A 15,314-nucleotide genomic window follows, 5' to 3' on the forward strand; every position below is an offset into this window, starting at 1 on the left:
GCCCATTATTGATAACTAATCAACAAAGACAAAATGCCTGCTGCAATTAAAGGGCCGACAGGAACACCTCGGAGTACAGCAACACCAGCGACAGTGCCAATGAGTAAACCTGCAACTACATCTGGTTGATTAGTCATGAGCTTTACTCCACGCCCCCCCAGCCATGCCACCAACAAGCCGATTGCAATGGCTAAGATAGATTTATAACTCAAAAATGATTTTAGGATTGTATCGCCGCTTAATTTTCCACTGGCGATGGGAGTGAGAACACCGATAGTTAAGATAATAATGCCGATATTTAAACCGTGTTGTTGCAAATAAGGGAAAAATTGATTGAGTGGAGTCAATTTGAAAAAGATGAGAACACCAGCGGCAATAGTGACTGCGGCATTTTGACTGAAGATACCACAAGCCAATAAAACGAGTAAAACCAACAGATTGACATCAAGCTGGGACATGATCATGGTAATAAAAGCGTGTATGTAGGGAGTGCTGTATTGTATAACGTTTTTTTATTTTACCAATGGTTGAAAAATATCATTTTTCTTTTTAAATATTTATAATGAAGAACTATATTAGCTTTAGATACCTAAATATAGTTAGACTCTTTAATAACTGAATAAATTCAATATATTAGATTTTGGTTGAAAAACTTTGGGTAAAACGCTGTTTTATAGCTAACTTGTTGTTGGATAATTTATTTTTTATGCTAACTTACTCTTTACTACCGCATAGGTCGCTTAGAAATGACGCTCTGCTTTGCTTAGTGGCTCGCTGAACTTTACTACCGCATAGGTCGCTTAGAAAAACAAGTTATTTCAAATGCAGAATCGGGCAATCTTTACTACCGCATAGGTCGCTTAGAAACTGTAAAATCCCAGTCGAAGATCATCTTTGCTCTTTACTACCGCATAGGTAGCTTAGAAATATAAAAATATAACCAAGAATAGAGAGAACAACTTTACTACCGCATAGGTAGCTTAGAAAACTACCGGCATACGTGAATTAAAAAAGTTCTGCTTTACTACCGCATAGGTAGCTTAGAAACCGGCCATTATTCGCCGTGAAACAGGGAACCACTTTACTACCGCATAGGTAGCTTAGAAAATAATAAGCATTCATAAATCGTTCTCGCCACCCTTTACTACCGCATAGGTAGCTTAGAAAATCCTCCAAGCGGCTACCCCATCCATAACCAACTTTACTACCGCATAGGTAGCTTAGAAAAGTTAATGCTTAAGTTGTGGTTTAGAGATGGTCTTTACTACCGCATAGGTAGCTTATTTATATCCGAAATGAATATCTACAAGATGTTTTATTCAAGGTGTTAAATTCATAAAATCGGTTAAACTATCGTATCGATTAATTTGGATGTTGTTATGCTCTTGGAAAAAATGTTGCAGTCACAAGGGTTTGGTTCCCGTAAACACTGTCAGCAACTGATTAAAAATGGAGCAATAACAGTTCAGGGCGAGGTACAAACAGATTTAAAATTTCGTGTTGATGTGAAAAATCTAAATTTTTCAGTATTTGGTCAAAGTTATGTTTATCGCGAAAAAATCTATATCGCCCTCAATAAACCGCAGGGTTTTGAATGTTCACATCATCCGCAGCATCATCAGAGTGTATTCGATTTGTTCCCTGACATTTTAAGAGAACGTGGACTGGCGGCAGTAGGGCGGCTAGACCAAGATACAACTGGATTATTATTACTCACCGATGACGGCAAATTTTTACATGCGCTTACTCATCCCAAACGACATGTTCCAAAAGTTTATCATGTCACTACTCTCGATACCGTTTCTCCAAATCAATTGATTACTTTGGAAAAAGGGGTGGAATTGCACAATGAAAAAGGAATTTTTGCTGCAACAAATGTGCATTTACTAGATGAATATCAGCTCAGTTTGACGATTCATCAAGGTGTTTATCATCAGGTCAAACGAATGCTTGCTGCCGTTGGTAATAAAGTTCAGGCTTTGCATCGTCAACAAATTGGTGAGTTGGTGCTGCCTGAGCTTGAATTGGGCGAATGGATTTACTTAAATGAAGATCAAATTCACGCAGCACAGCAGTCACGTTCACCTTGAAATTATTTAAGAAAACAATGATAGGTAAGAAATTCATCATCCTGAATAAATCCCATCGACTCATAAAGTCGTTGTGATTCGACATTGGTTCTTTGAGTTTCCAGACTAATTCTTAAGGCGCTTTCATGACGTGCAAACAAAATTGCGGTGTCAATGAGTTGTCTTGCAGAACCCTGACGACGATAAACTGGAGTAACATAGACATCATCCAAAATATAATATTTGGAGCAGGCAACTGAAGAAAACCCTAAATAAAGTAAAACGAAACCCGTAAATACATCATCTTTGACGTGAATAAAAATGACACTTTCTTTATTTTCGAAGCGTTGTTTTAGAAAATCATAGGATTGTTTTAGGTTAGATGAAGCCCCATAAAACTGGCGATATTCATCAAATAACACGGCAAGCTGATTTAAATCTTCTAAGGTCGCTCGTCTTACAATCATCTGATTTCTCCATATATTTTATTAATTATCCTAAACATGGAGAGCATAACGAAAAAATGGAAATAAGAACGTTAAAACTTGTTTATATTTATAAATAACAATGGATATTTAAAGCTGATCACTTTCACCCAAAAGTGCATTTAATTCTTCAAAAAAGGCATCATCATCTAGTTCTGTGTCAGCACCATTATGAGTGATCTGAGCTGAAGAGGATTTTATTTTGCGCAGTTTGAGTAACTGTTCCATATTGATATTTTGATTTTCAATAGCAAAGGGGATAGATTTCGTCAATACGACTTGTTTGAAGAATAGACGAACTGCTTGAGCTGGGGTAATTCCCAGTTGTTTAAAAACAGCAAAAGCCTGTTTCTTTTCTTGTGAGTCAAGGCGAACCTGATAGACTTCTGTTTTTCGCATGAATAATAACCGAATGATTTTTTAATTTTAAAAAATTCATTGTAAACCAAGAAATTGTAATTTCAATATTTTGCACACAAAAAATAGCTTATTTGTCATTACTTTGGTATGACAAATCTAGATCAAACGTTGATTGAATGCTAATTTTTTGACCATCGATCGGATCTGTAAATTGAATATGTTTGGCTAAAAGCTGTAAAGGCGCAGAAAAATCATTCTCTTTTTTATGTTGAACAGTCGGATAAAACGGATCATCTTTGATTGGAATTCCTAAATAGTTCAGATGAACTCGAAGCTGATGCTGTTTGCCTGTATGGGGTTTTAATTGATATTTGGCCCACGTTTTATTATGTTCCAGACAGTCAATCCAAGTTTCACTATTTGGTTCACCCGTAGGGTTAATCCGCATGGTGTAAAAAGGCTGTCCTTTTTCCATACACAAATTTAAAGTCTGGGGAAAGCATAATGCTGGGTGATAAGGTGCAATCGCATGGTAAGTTTTTTGTATTTGACGTTTGGCAAAAAGCGTCTGATAGGCATGCCTGACCTCGGTTTTTTTACTCAACAGTACGATTCCTGCTGTTTCTCGATCTAGCCGATGAACAGGACTTAATTGCTCGATTCCTGTCTGATTTTTTAAGCGAACTAATAACGTTTCCTGAACGTATTGACCAGTTGGGCTCATCGTTAAAAAATGAGGTTTATCGACGATAAGTAAATGTTCATTTTCAAACAAAATTCGGTGTTCAAACGGAATATGGGTTTCCTGAGCCCAAAAACGATAATAAAAAATATGAGTGTTGGGTCTGTATAAACTATGAATTGTAAGAACTTGTCCAGTTGAGTCATAGACTAAACCATTTGCAAAACGCTGCTGCCATTCTTGTTCTAAGATATGGGGAAAGTGTTTGCAAACATATTCAAAGACCGTTTGGATGACTTGATCTTTATCAGCAGGCAAGAATGCTTTACTAGCACTTACACCATGTAGCATGGGCGGGGTGAAATCAATTTTGTTCATTAAATGTGATGAAAATAAAAATGAAGAATTACTTGCCTTAAAATAAAACAAGCATTTGCCTGAAATAGGCTTTTAAAGCCTGAAAATGCTATCATATTCCGTTCTTCGATTCATGTCGTGTGTGCTATGCAATATTCCTTATCGTTACAATTAAATAGTGAAGATGATACCCAGAAATTTGCGCAACATTTAGCAAAGCATGTGCAATCTGGTGTGATTTATTTGATTGGTGATCTGGGAGCCGGTAAAACTACGTTTACACGTTATTTATTGCAGCAATTAGGGCATCAGGGGGCGGTAAAAAGTCCAACTTATACGTTGGTTGAGCCCTATAAAATTAACCACAAAGAGGTTTTTCATTTTGACCTTTATCGTTTAAATGATCCTTATGAATTGGAGCTGATGGGAATCCGCGACTATCTGGAAGTGCCAGATGCTTTATTTTTGTTTGAATGGCCATCTAAAGGGGACGGTGAAATTCCTCAGCCAGATATTGTGATCAATATTGAAAAATCAGACGATGATCTTCAGCGGTTTGTTACCTTATCTTTAAATGATGAAAACCTTCATCAGGTATTAAAGGACCTATTGTAATCATGAGTGATTCAATCAGTTTGCGCCGTATTCACGCATTAAATCCAGCTTTAGCTAACCAGATTGCAGCAGGTGAAGTGATTGAACGTCCTTCATCTGTAGTGAAAGAACTTTTGGAAAATTCGATTGATGCGGGTGCAACTGAGCTGATTATTCGTGTGGCACAAGGTGGTGCAACGCTGATTGAAATTATTGACAATGGTAATGGGATCCATCCCGATGATTTGGCGCTAGCGGTGATGCGTCATGCAACCAGTAAAATCCAAACTGCTGAAGATTTACATGCTATTGTCAGTTTAGGATTTCGTGGGGAGGCTTTGGCTTCAATCGCCGCAGTTTCACGTTTGACCCTGATTAGTAGCCAAAATGAAGAAGGCATTGGTTATCAGGTTGAAGTTAATGGTACGGCTTTTGAACATCAGCAAGTTCAGGCTGTCGCAGCACAAAAGGGTACACATATTCGTGTGCAGGATTTATTTTTTAATGTCCCTGCGCGCCGTAAATTTTTAAAAAAACCGGGTACTGAATTTGGGCATATTGAAGAAATTGTTCGACGCTTGGCTTTAACCCATTTTGATATTCGTTTTGTACTTGAGCATAACGACCAGATTCGTTTAAACCTGCCTATAGCGGATAGTGGCGCTTTACGTTTTCAGCGGGTACAGCAATTATTGGGTCAACAATTTACTGAAAACGCCTATTGGCTCGACAGTGAAAGCATCAATATGCGCTTGTCTGGTTGGTTAGGACACCCATCTGATGCGAGAGCACAGGCTGATTTACAATACGTCTATGTGAATGGTCGTATTGTAAAAGATAAAACTATTTCTCATGCGCTACGGATGGCCTATGATGGCATTTTACATGGTCATCAACATGCGGGCTATTTATTGTTTTTAGAAGTTGATCCTGAGCAAATTGATGTTAATGTGCATCCTACTAAGCATGAAATTCGATTTCTGAATCAACGCGAAGTCCATGAGTTTGTAAGACATTATGCTAAAGAAACTTTGGCGCAATTTCAAACAGCGAGTACCGATTTGGCTCAGGCCATGAAAGTCAATGAACAGAGAGAAACGTCTGTAAACTCTGTTATTCAACCGCGTTATCAGGAGCAGTTTGCATTACATAAAAGTATGGATGCACCAAGCTCAATTGTTTCTGAGACAAATTCTTACCCTAACTCAGCATTATCAACAGAGTTACTAACTGATTTTAATGCCAGCCATCCACAGACCGTCCAATATTCACCCCAAACTCGCTATAACGGCTCTACACAGCTGAATAATGCGCTTAAAACCTATTTGTCACCTCTGAGAGAAAATTTGGATGTCGAATCTGAAACACAAACATCCTCTCTGCCAGTGGATGAATTTCCTTTAGGCATTGCGATTGCACAATTACATGGCATTTATATATTGGCGCAAAATACAGAGGGATTGATTATCGTCGATATGCATGCAGCACATGAACGTATTTTGCTTCAACAAATGAAAAGTGCATGGGATAGGCCTGAATTTTGGACCTCACAGCAGCTGTTGATTCCAAAGATCATTTCCATTAGCCGCATGCAGGCCATACGCATAGATGATTTAAAAGATCAGTTAGGACGACTGGGACTTGAAATTGATCAGTATGGCGATGAACAAGTGATTGTGCGTGGTGTGCCCGCTATCTTACAAAAAGGTGATTTTGAAAAGCTAATTCCAGAATTACTTCATGATTTAGATCCAAATGATGAAGCTCAAGCCTTAATGCAGAAACGAGATCAGATTTTAGCAGGCATGGCTTGTCATGGTGCAGTACGTGCTCACCGCATGCTCAGCCTCTCTGAAATGAATGCATTACTACGTCAGATGGAACAAACTGAATTTGCCAGTCAATGTAATCATGGCCGACCAACATGGCGCGCTTTTCCCCTCAGTCAACTTGATAAACTTTTTGCTCGCGGAGAATAACCTTAAATGTCATCAAACTTGCCTGTGATTAACCTAATGGGACCGACTGCAAGCGGAAAGACTGCGTTGGCATGTGATTTATATGAACGTGGACAGTTTGAAATCATTTCAGTGGATTCAGCACTGGTTTATCGGGATATGGACATTGGTACGGCTAAACCTACAAAACAGGAGCAGGCGCAATATCCACATCATCTGATTGATATTATCTCGCCTTTAGACGTTTATTCTGCTGCTCAGTTTGTAGAGGATGCTTGTCTATTGATCGATGAAATTCATGCACGAGATAAAACTCCGATTTTAGTAGGGGGAACGATGCTGTATTTTAAAGCGCTGCTTGAAGGGCTTTCAGATCATTTACCTAACGCGGATGCACAAATCAGAGCAGAAATAGAGCACAAAGCAAATGAGCAAGGCTGGCAGGCTATTTATGATGAGTTGGTAAACGTAGATCCTTTGGCAGGGCAGAAATTCAAAGTATCTGATAAACAAAGAATTATCCGAGCACTTGAGGTATTTAAAATTACGGGTAAGCCCATTACACAATTACAAGCCGAACAACCTAAAAACTTACCATATCGCTACATATTTCATAATTATGCGTTGCTCCCAGATCGAGTAGAATTACATAAGCGAATCGAGCAAAGATTGCGAAGTATGTGGAATATCGGTTTTTTAAATGAAGTTGAGAACTTGATTGAAAAATACGATATTTGTGACGATTTGCCCTCAATGCGCTGTGTTGGCTATCGCCAAGCGCTCGATTTTTTGATAAAAAGTGATAGAAGTCACAAAAATAAGATGGAGATGGAAGATAAAGCATTATTTTCGACACGACAACTTGCAAAACGTCAATATACTTGGTTACGTTCTTTGCAAGAAACACACTGTTTTAAAACGTATTTAACGATAAAGCAAGCTCAAGAAGACTTGCGAAACTCTTATGGATAAAGCAAAATTTACATACTGTCTTTTTTATAATTTTTAATTGAAAACTAAAGACGGTTTTTTGCGCTGATTTTTAATTTTTTGGAGTTATAACATGTCTAAAGGTCAAACTTTACAAGATCCGTTCTTAAATTCTCTCCGTAAAGAGCGTATTCCTGTTTCCATTTTCCTTGTGAACGGTATTAAGCTACAAGGTCATATTGAATCTTTTGACCAATACGTTGTCCTATTAAAAAACACAGTAAGCCAAATGGTTTATAAGCACGCAATTTCTACAGTTGTGCCTGCTCGTAATCCACGTCCAGCTGGTGCTCCTGCGACAGGTGGTCAGAGTGGTGGCTTTGGTGCTCAGGGTAGCGGGTTTGGCGGTCAAGGTGGCGGCTTCGGTGGTCAAGGTGGCGGCTTCGGTGGTCAGGGCGGTGGCTTTGGTGGTCAAGGCGGTGGCTTCGGTGGTCAAGGCGGTGGTTTCGGTGGTCAGGGCGGTGGTTTTGGCGGTCAAGGCGGTTTTGGCGGTCAATCATCAGGTTTTGATGGCGAGACAAAATTTGAAGATAATCAAGAAGACGAAAATAATCGTTAATCGATGATCTTAAAGAAAAGCCCCGATATGATCGGGGTTTTTTTTGATTATAATTTGGATTAATTTATCAATTGAACAAAAAAATAGCCCGCAAATGCGAGCTACTTTTACTCATGTATATTTTATGATTTGGCCTTATTTTGTTCTTGAAGGACTTTTTTATCCAAATTTGGATCTTTGATTTCAACATAAGCGTTAGACCGTACTTCACGTAACCAGCTATCCACTTCTGTATCAAATTGACGTTCACCTAAAATTTGACGCGCCATACGTTCTTGATATTCATGTGTCATATCCTGTTTGCGTGCATCTTGTACCTGCAAAATATGCCACCCAAACTGAGTTTGAAATGGTTCGCTAATTTGCCCAACAGGTGTATTCTTCATTTTTTCATCAAACTCAGGAACCATCATACCAGGCGTTACCCAGCCCAGACTACCTCCATCACGTGCTGAACCTGGATCGTTAGAGAAAGTGGCTGCCAAAGTAGCAAAATCTTCACCTGCTTTTAAACGATTATAAAGGCTTGTAATCATTTGCTTCGCATTTTCAGGGCTAACGACTTCAGAAGGCTGAATTAAAATATGACGAGTTTTATATTGTTCAACCATTGCTTTCTGATCACTGGTTTTGCGATCAAGTAATTTTAAAACATGGATTCCATCGCGTACATTAATTAATTCAGTAGTTTGTCCTGTTTGTAATGCGCTCACTCGTGCTGCAAGTTCGGCTGGAATATCTGCTAAGTCACGATAGCCCATATCTGCCCCTTCAACCTTAATATCCTTGGTTGAATACGTTTTACCAATACTCGCAATATCATCACTACTATTGAGCGCAGTTTTGACTTCTTGAGCAACCTGATTAAGTTGTTCTGGATCAGCACTGGTACTTGAAATACGAGCATGTAAGACGTGTACTTGACTGCCTAACATCGCCTGACCCTGAGGGGATTTTAAAAAGTTAGCAACGTCTTGATCACTAATTTTAATACGTGACATCACTTGTTGCTGACGTAGACGGCTAATCGCAAGATCTTCGCCAATACGATCACGTAACGATGCATAAGTACCTGGAGCAATTGCATCAAGCTTTTGCTGAAAAGCCTCAAGTGATTTACTGCCAGACTGATTGGCTACTTTGAGTACGGCTTCATTCAGGGCTTTTTCATCTGGTTTGATGCCATAACGTTTCACTTGTTCAAGTTGCGCTTCACGCAAGATAAGCTGGTCTAAAACTTGGAGTTGTAAATATTGTTCTGGTGGAACCTGTTTTTTTTGTGCTTGTAACTGATGTTCGGCTTCGGTAACACCTTGCTCTAAATCGCTTTTTAAGATGACACTATTGTCCACAATTGCAATGACTTCATCAGAAGGAGTTGCAGCAAAACTATGCATTGATGAAGAAACAACCGCTGCGAGGGCAGTTGCTTTAAATAACTGTTTTAAATACTTTGTCTTCATTAACGTTGTGTCCAAGATTGATTAGTTTCTTTAAAGCCTAAAACTCGATTTTCCATAATAGATGCAAGTTTATTATTTACACCACCTAAGCCTTTCAGGGTAAGTTCGACCATGACTGCTTTTTTCACATTAACATTCGGATCGTTTGGATCATCAAGGTCATTGTAGTAAGAGCGGCCATAGACTGAAACGCCCCAACAGCATGATTCGTAATTTACACCAAGTAAATATTCACGTGCGACACTATTATCAAGGTCGTATTGAACATGGCCCATAATACGCCAATTGTTATGAATAGGTTGTATAAAGGATGCAACAACCTGATCATAGGTGTTTTGACGATCTGGGATATCTTTACGATAGAAATAGCCTAAGTTATACAGATTTCCTTTATCACCTGTGTAGTACATTTGAAAATCGCGCTGCGAATTTGTCCCATTAGACATCCAGGCCGAGTTTGCGCCAATGGTAAAGTGCTGAGACAACTGGCTAGATAAACTAACCACAGGCCCAGTATTTTTTTCTGTATCGATTTGATCATTGTTGACTAAAGTGACACGTCTATCTTCAAAATAGTAACTCTGTCCTACACTGGCGCGCAGTCGCTCTAAACCTTCAGGATCAAATAAACTATAGCTCACCCCCAAAGACATGAAATTATTGTCTTCTAAACGGTCATGCCCATAGAAACGATACGGGTTAAATAACTGATCATAGTTAATCGAAGCAGTCGTCGTATCAAAGTTCGGATAATCAGTCTGGTTTTTGTAAGGGGCATAAGCATAGAAGGCGCGTGGCGTAATCGTTTGTAGATATTTGCCGTCTTTTTCAAAGGTTAAACCCGTATCCAGACTAAATTGTGGGACAACCACTGATTTATTTTTATCGTTTGCGGTCGCACCACCTTCAGGGTACAACGCATTAATGGTGTTTTCATCATAGAACGTATTAATACTACGCACGGATACTTCTGGAATTGCAAAAGCATAGGTGTTTCTGAAGTTATAACGTGCTGCCAATTGGTTATAGATACGTGTACCACTAGGCTGAGTGCTATAGTTGGTTGTATCACTAATATCTTTCTTGAAATAAGCAGTGTCATTGTTAAATTCGTATTGTAAACCTAGTGGGTTGCCTGTGACATAATTCAATAAAAACTGTGGCAGGCGGGCATAAGGACGATCAACATCAGATACCGTTTTATCCAGAGTTTGGAAGTCTTCGACTTTTAATTGGGCTTTTAAACCAGGAATTTGATCTTTGTAGTTCAGCACCCAAGCACGACGTAAGTTCAAGTCTGTTTTCGAATCAGGGCTCGAATTTAAGTCTGCAGTAAAATCTTTATCGGAGGCATAACTGTATTCTAGATTGGTTGACCAGTAATCATTGATATCCCAGTTATGTAGAAACTTTAAATCTTTACGGTCTTTGTTGTCATATTTTTTATCGTCAGGTAAATAAGCACCTGAGATTTTACCTTCACCAAAATTTTCGGTCATATATCTGAATTGACCTTCTAACATTGTTCCACGATCTGCATAGTAACGCGGGGTTACGGTTGCATCGTAATTAGGAGCTAGATTCAGATAAACAGGAACAGCTAGTTCAAAACCACCATCATTGGAGAAGCCAAATGTTGGATTTAAAATCCCGGTTGTTCTACGGTCATCAATCGGGAAATTAAAATAGGGTACAGCCAGAACAGGTACGTCTTTTACATAAAGTTTCGTTCCTTTAGTTACACCGCGACCGCTGTCCTGATCCAGCTTGATTTCTTTGGCCTTAATTTGCCACGTTGGCTTTTCTTCAGGAGGGCAAGTGGTGTAAGTGGCATCGTGCAACACCATTGTTGTTGGCGAAGTTCGATTGATCTGCTGCGCATGACCATGCGCATGTTGTTGCTCAGAGATATAAAAACTGTTATTTAAGTCGCCAGTTTGAGTTTTTAAATTGTAATTGATCTTATCGCTTTGAGACAGAAGCCCACTTTGAGCGAGCTGTACATGACCCTCAGCATTCGCATACGTTTGTGTCTGATCAATGATGACTTTATCGGCACGGATTGATCTACCTTCCTGATCAATAACCACATTGCCGCTTAACTCGGAGTCGCCTTTAGGATTGTAATGTCCATAGTCCGCGGTTACCACTGAAGTCGCTTGGGCAGGGTCAGAAGCCTGAGCAGTCGGGCTAATTGGCGTAATCCAGGTTCCTTTACAAAATGCAGAACTTAATGATTTTGTATCCCTAATCTGTGCTTCAGGAGCAGATTTATCCACATAATATTGTTCAAAAAATTCCTGGCCAGGGTAGGCTTTTTGAATACTTTCTTTGAGCTGTTTGTTATCGATGCTAGAAATCGCACTGTCCGACTCAGCATAACTTGATTGTATGGAGCCGCCACATAAAAGTGTCAAGATAGCGGTCGCTAAAGGATTAAATTTAAACTGATGCTTCATTGTTTCATTAACCAAGTATGCTAATTCGCAATTAATTATTGTCGCATCATAGAGAAAAAGTTTATAAGTGGCTACACTTATGACTTCAAAATCTCAGCTAGTTTTAGATTTTATTGCAAATGAATACACAACGTGAACAATTGATACAATCATGGATTGCCTCGGCTTTGAATACTGAAGATTTTCAGGTTCACTTTTTAGCTGGAGATGCGAGTTTCCGACGCTATGCACGCGTCACTTACCAAAATAATACCTATATGTTGATGGATGCGCCACCTGAAAAAGAAGATTGTCGTCCCTTTGTGACGATTGACGAATTTTTTGATCAACATGGTGTTCGTGTACCGCATATTATTGCCAAGGATTTAGAACAAGGGTTCTTGTTACTTGAAGATTTTGGTGATGTATTATTATCGACTTTATTGAATGATATTACCGTTGATCATTATTACTTACAAAGCTTTAAACAGTTGATTCAGTTGCAATCGATTCGAGGTGATGCTCATTTTCCTGCTTATTCTTATGAAAAGTTAATGATGGAAATGAAGCTTCTAACCGATTGGTTATTGCCTTCATTGAATATCAATCCGACTGAGCAACAACAAACAGTTATTGAGCAGACATTCGATTTATTGGCGCATACAGCGCTTGCGCAGCCGCAGGTTATTGTCCATCGAGATTTTCATAGTCGTAATTTGATGAAAATTCAGGGGGAAGAACAGCTTGGCGTTATTGATTTTCAGGATGCAGTGATCGGCGCAGACACCTATGATCTAATTTCCATTACACGGGATGCGTATGTACAGTGGAATGCTGATCGGGTTTATCGCTGGTTCCAACTTTTTTATGATTTATTACCAGATGAAGCGAAAAACAATCGAAGTTTTGAGCAATTTAAAAAAGAAGCGGATTTTATGGCGATTCAACGTCATATTAAGATTTTAGGTATTTTTGTCCGTTTATTTGAGCGCGATGGAAAATCGGGTTATCTCAAAGATTTGCCGCGTGTGATGTGGTATTTATTAGAAGAAAGTAAGGCTTATCCGGAACTAGATGCGTTCATGCAGCTCATTCATCAAGTTGTAATGCCTAAATTTATTGAAAAATATGGTAATTATGAGGTGGCCGCTTAATGAAAGCCATGATTTTAGCCGCTGGATTGGGCAATCGCATGCGTCCATTAACCTTACACACCCCAAAACCATTGTTACAGGTGGGAGGGAAGCCACTTATTGTCTGGCATATTGAAAAATTAAAAAAAATCGGTGTGACTGAGATTGTCATCAACAGTGCATGGTTGGCAGATAAACTGGTTGAAGCCTTGGGGGATGGTTCGGCTCTGGGCGTGAAGGTTCTATGGTCACATGAGGGTGAAGGGCTTGAAACTGCGGGTGGTATCATCAATGCTTTACCACTTTTGGGGGATGATCCTTTTATTTTAGTCAATGGCGATGTCTGGACAACGATGGATTTTTCATCGCTTTTAAATATTAAATTGGCTAACGATTTAGCACATTTGGTCTTTGTTCCTAATCCAGTGCAACATCCAAATGGCGATTTTATTTTGTCAAATCATAAAGCTTATACTTTTGAACAGCAGCAAAAAGGTGAGGCTTTAACTTATAGCGGTGTGGCTGTTTTGTCGCCAAAATTGTTTGCAAATCTGGATCAGGGTAAACGACCACTCGCACCTTTGCTAAAACAGGCAATGTTAAATCAACAGGTCAGTGCTGAAAAAATGCAGGGAATTTGGGTGGATGTAGGTACGCCTGAACGATTAAATGAGCTAGATCAACAAATTAAAGCAGGTTTGTACATTTAACTGTGTAAACGCTAAGCGCTGACCACTATTTTTGAGTATAGAAATAGGTATACTGCAACTAACTTTTTAGAGATGTTCCACGGATATGCATCCTTTTTTCCACGAATTAAAACAGGGTAGTCAGGCACTGGGTTTAAATCTCAATGATGAAGCGTTGAATCTGTTGTTGAAATATCAAGATGCGTTGGTGCTCTGGAACAAAGCCTATAACCTGACGGCGATACGTGATCCTAAAGAAATGCTGGTGAAGCATTTGTTGGATAGTCTTAGTATTCTTAAGGATTTACCAGAAGGGCGTTTGCTGGACGTGGGTACAGGTGGCGGCATGCCGGGGATGATCATTGCATTATGTCAACCTGAACGTGTTTGTGTACTGTTGGATTCAAATGGTAAAAAGATCCGATTCTTAAAACAGTTTATTGCAGATTTAAAATTAAAAAATGTGATGGCTGTACAGACTCGTGTGGAAAATGAAGATTCAATCGGTGAATTGGGTCAGTTTGATGTCATTACCAGTCGTGCATTTGCTTCTCTCACTGATTTTGTAGATGCTGCGCGCCCTTATATGCACCCAAACAGTATTATTGCAGCGATGAAAGGTTTAGTTCCAGCCGAAGAAATGCAACAATTAGAAAATGAATTTTCTTGTCAGGTGATTGAGTTGCAAGTACCACGACTAGACGAACAGCGTCATTTACTTTTACTTGAACAAAAACAAGCTTAAATTGGGGTAACTATGGCTCAGATTATTGCAATAGCCAATCAGAAAGGTGGCGTGGGTAAAACGACGACAGCTGTGAATCTGGCTGCCTCTTTGGCTGTATTAAAAAAACGCGTGCTTTTGGTGGATATGGATTCACAAGGCAATGCTACGATGGGTTCAGGGGTGCAAAAAAACGATTTACTGTACTCTATTACCGATGTTTTGTTGGGTGAGGTTCCTGTGGAAACCGCGATCACAAAATCTGAAGTCGGTTATAAGGTGTTGGGTTCAAATCGTGAGCTTTCAGGTGTGGAACTTGCAATTGCGGATCAAGACGGACGTGAGTTTATTCTAAAAAAAGCACTGGATAGCGTTCGTGATTCTTTTGATTATATTATTATTGACTGTGCACCAAGTCTGAGCCTGATTACTGTCAATGCACTTGCAGCTGTAGATGGCGTAATGATTCCAATGCAATGTGAATATTATGCGTTAGAAGGTTTAGCAGATTTAACTCAAACTATTGATCGTATTCAACAAGCGTTAAATCCTGATCTGCAAATTATTGGTGTATTACGTACGATGTACGATGCCCGTAACGCATTGACCCGCGATGTCTCTGCCGAGCTAGAGCAGTTTTTTGGTAAAAAGCTTTATGATACGGTCGTTCCACGAAATGTTCGTCTTGCTGAAGCGCCTGCACACGGTTTACCGATTATTTATTTTGAGAAAAGTTCAAAAGGTGCTGTGGCTTATTTAAATCTAGCTGCCGAAATGTTGAAAAAGAGTAAAGTGAAAAAAGGAAATTAAGGC

15 protein-coding genes and 1 CRISPR repeat array are annotated in these 15,314 nt (G+C 39.3%); of the genes, 9 read left to right on the forward strand and 6 right to left on the reverse strand.

What is annotated here, in order from left to right; all coding sequences use genetic code 11:
* Positions 1–5: 5 nt before the first annotated feature.
* Positions 6–461, reverse strand: coding sequence for a DUF441 domain-containing protein (locus IAE19_RS05850; protein WP_200460277.1), 456 nt, complete (start codon positions 459–461; stop codon positions 6–8).
* Positions 462–719: 258 nt separating this feature from the next.
* Positions 720–1,287: a CRISPR direct-repeat array (repeat unit 28 nt; unit sequence CTTTACTACCGCATAGGTAGCTTAGAAA).
* A 92-nt stretch (positions 1,288–1,379) separates the two neighbouring features.
* Here IAE19_RS05850 and IAE19_RS05855 point away from each other — a divergent pair.
* Positions 1,380–2,090 carry a pseudouridine synthase gene (locus tag IAE19_RS05855; protein WP_200460004.1) on the forward strand — a complete coding sequence of 237 codons (711 nt, stop codon included), beginning with the start codon at positions 1,380–1,382 and terminating at the stop codon, positions 2,088–2,090.
* A 2-nt stretch (positions 2,091–2,092) separates the two neighbouring features.
* Here IAE19_RS05855 and IAE19_RS05860 read toward each other — a convergent pair whose 3' ends face one another.
* The 3 genes from IAE19_RS05860 to IAE19_RS05870 form a co-directional block, all read right to left on the reverse strand.
* Positions 2,093–2,536, reverse strand: a complete 444-nt coding sequence (locus tag IAE19_RS05860; RefSeq protein ID WP_200460005.1) for a GNAT family N-acetyltransferase — start codon at positions 2,534–2,536, stop codon at positions 2,093–2,095.
* A 108-nt stretch (positions 2,537–2,644) separates the two neighbouring features.
* Positions 2,645–2,953, reverse strand: a complete 309-nt coding sequence (locus IAE19_RS05865; RefSeq protein ID WP_200460006.1) for a type II toxin-antitoxin system RelB/DinJ family antitoxin — start codon at positions 2,951–2,953, stop codon at positions 2,645–2,647.
* 88 nt (positions 2,954–3,041) lie between these two features.
* Positions 3,042–3,974 (reverse strand): pseudouridine synthase, encoded by a 933-nt coding sequence (locus IAE19_RS05870; RefSeq protein ID WP_200460007.1) that lies wholly within the window; start codon positions 3,972–3,974, stop codon positions 3,042–3,044.
* Between the two features lie 126 nt (positions 3,975–4,100).
* On the opposite strand from IAE19_RS05870, the gene tsaE reads away from it, so the two are divergent.
* The 4 genes from tsaE to hfq all read left to right on the forward strand — a co-directional run bounded on the left by tsaE (position 4,101) and on the right by hfq (position 8,054).
* Complete coding sequence (gene tsaE / locus IAE19_RS05875) at positions 4,101–4,568, forward strand: tRNA (adenosine(37)-N6)-threonylcarbamoyltransferase complex ATPase subunit type 1 TsaE (RefSeq protein ID WP_200460008.1); 468 nt, start codon at positions 4,101–4,103, stop codon at positions 4,566–4,568.
* A gap of 2 nt (positions 4,569–4,570) precedes the next feature.
* Positions 4,571–6,526 carry a DNA mismatch repair endonuclease MutL gene (gene mutL / locus IAE19_RS05880; protein WP_200460009.1) on the forward strand — a complete coding sequence of 652 codons (1,956 nt, stop codon included), beginning with the start codon at positions 4,571–4,573 and terminating at the stop codon, positions 6,524–6,526.
* Between the two features lie 6 nt (positions 6,527–6,532).
* Positions 6,533–7,477 carry a tRNA (adenosine(37)-N6)-dimethylallyltransferase MiaA gene (gene miaA, locus IAE19_RS05885; protein WP_200460010.1) on the forward strand — a complete coding sequence of 315 codons (945 nt, stop codon included), beginning with the start codon at positions 6,533–6,535 and terminating at the stop codon, positions 7,475–7,477.
* Positions 7,478–7,568: 91 nt separating this feature from the next.
* Positions 7,569–8,054: an RNA chaperone Hfq gene (gene hfq / locus IAE19_RS05890; RefSeq protein ID WP_200460011.1), complete on the forward strand. Its 486-nt coding sequence runs from the start codon at positions 7,569–7,571 to the stop codon at positions 8,052–8,054.
* A 122-nt stretch (positions 8,055–8,176) separates the two neighbouring features.
* Here hfq and IAE19_RS05895 read toward each other — a convergent pair whose 3' ends face one another.
* Complete coding sequence (locus IAE19_RS05895) at positions 8,177–9,517, reverse strand: peptidylprolyl isomerase (RefSeq protein WP_200460012.1); 1,341 nt, start codon at positions 9,515–9,517, stop codon at positions 8,177–8,179.
* Positions 9,517–11,976, reverse strand: a complete 2,460-nt coding sequence (locus tag IAE19_RS05900; protein WP_200460013.1) for an LPS-assembly protein LptD — start codon at positions 11,974–11,976, stop codon at positions 9,517–9,519. Before IAE19_RS05900 ends, IAE19_RS05895 begins: the two co-directional genes overlap by 1 nt.
* 119 nt (positions 11,977–12,095) lie before the next feature.
* On the opposite strand from IAE19_RS05900, the gene IAE19_RS05905 reads away from it, so the two are divergent.
* The 4 genes from IAE19_RS05905 to IAE19_RS05920 all read left to right on the forward strand — a co-directional run bounded on the left by IAE19_RS05905 (position 12,096) and on the right by IAE19_RS05920 (position 15,311).
* Positions 12,096–13,109 carry an aminoglycoside phosphotransferase family protein gene (locus IAE19_RS05905; RefSeq protein WP_200460014.1) on the forward strand — a complete coding sequence of 338 codons (1,014 nt, stop codon included), beginning with the start codon at positions 12,096–12,098 and terminating at the stop codon, positions 13,107–13,109.
* Entirely contained in the window at positions 13,109–13,798 is a 690-nt protein-coding gene (gene murU / locus IAE19_RS05910; protein ID WP_200460015.1) for an N-acetylmuramate alpha-1-phosphate uridylyltransferase MurU, read from the forward strand. The genes IAE19_RS05905 and murU overlap by 1 nt, the downstream gene beginning before the upstream one ends.
* Before the next feature lie 85 nt (positions 13,799–13,883).
* Complete coding sequence (gene rsmG, locus IAE19_RS05915; RefSeq protein WP_200460016.1) at positions 13,884–14,522, forward strand: 16S rRNA (guanine(527)-N(7))-methyltransferase RsmG; 639 nt, start codon at positions 13,884–13,886, stop codon at positions 14,520–14,522.
* 12 nt (positions 14,523–14,534) lie between these two features.
* Positions 14,535–15,311 (forward strand): ParA family protein, encoded by a 777-nt coding sequence (locus IAE19_RS05920; RefSeq protein ID WP_200460017.1) that lies wholly within the window; start codon positions 14,535–14,537, stop codon positions 15,309–15,311.
* The last annotated feature ends 3 nt before the right edge of the window (positions 15,312–15,314 follow it).

Source organism: Acinetobacter sp. S40 (assembly GCF_016624705.1).
Classification (GTDB): domain Bacteria; phylum Pseudomonadota; class Gammaproteobacteria; order Pseudomonadales; family Moraxellaceae; genus Acinetobacter.

Bases quoted from the DNA above. Each gene is read 5' to 3' on its own strand.
- IAE19_RS05855 (WP_200460004.1), top strand. From the start codon at position 1,380: ATGCTCTTGGAAAAAATGTTGCAGTCACAAGGGTTTGGTTCCCGTAAA.
- IAE19_RS05860 (WP_200460005.1), bottom strand. From the start codon at position 2,536: ATGATTGTAAGACGAGCGACCTTAGAAGATTTAAATCAGCTTGCCGTG.
- IAE19_RS05865 (WP_200460006.1), bottom strand. From the start codon at position 2,953: ATGCGAAAAACAGAAGTCTATCAGGTTCGCCTTGACTCACAAGAAAAG.
- IAE19_RS05870 (WP_200460007.1), bottom strand. From the start codon at position 3,974: ATGAACAAAATTGATTTCACCCCGCCCATGCTACATGGTGTAAGTGCT.
- tsaE (WP_200460008.1), top strand. From the start codon at position 4,101: ATGCAATATTCCTTATCGTTACAATTAAATAGTGAAGATGATACCCAG.
- mutL (WP_200460009.1), top strand. From the start codon at position 4,571: ATGAGTGATTCAATCAGTTTGCGCCGTATTCACGCATTAAATCCAGCT.
- miaA (WP_200460010.1), top strand. From the start codon at position 6,533: ATGTCATCAAACTTGCCTGTGATTAACCTAATGGGACCGACTGCAAGC.
- hfq (WP_200460011.1), top strand. From the start codon at position 7,569: ATGTCTAAAGGTCAAACTTTACAAGATCCGTTCTTAAATTCTCTCCGT.
- IAE19_RS05895 (WP_200460012.1), bottom strand. From the start codon at position 9,517: ATGAAGACAAAGTATTTAAAACAGTTATTTAAAGCAACTGCCCTCGCA.
- IAE19_RS05900 (WP_200460013.1), bottom strand. From the start codon at position 11,976: ATGAAGCATCAGTTTAAATTTAATCCTTTAGCGACCGCTATCTTGACA.
- IAE19_RS05905 (WP_200460014.1), top strand. From the start codon at position 12,096: ATGAATACACAACGTGAACAATTGATACAATCATGGATTGCCTCGGCT.
- murU (WP_200460015.1), top strand. From the start codon at position 13,109: ATGAAAGCCATGATTTTAGCCGCTGGATTGGGCAATCGCATGCGTCCA.
- rsmG (WP_200460016.1), top strand. From the start codon at position 13,884: ATGCATCCTTTTTTCCACGAATTAAAACAGGGTAGTCAGGCACTGGGT.
- IAE19_RS05920 (WP_200460017.1), top strand. From the start codon at position 14,535: ATGGCTCAGATTATTGCAATAGCCAATCAGAAAGGTGGCGTGGGTAAA.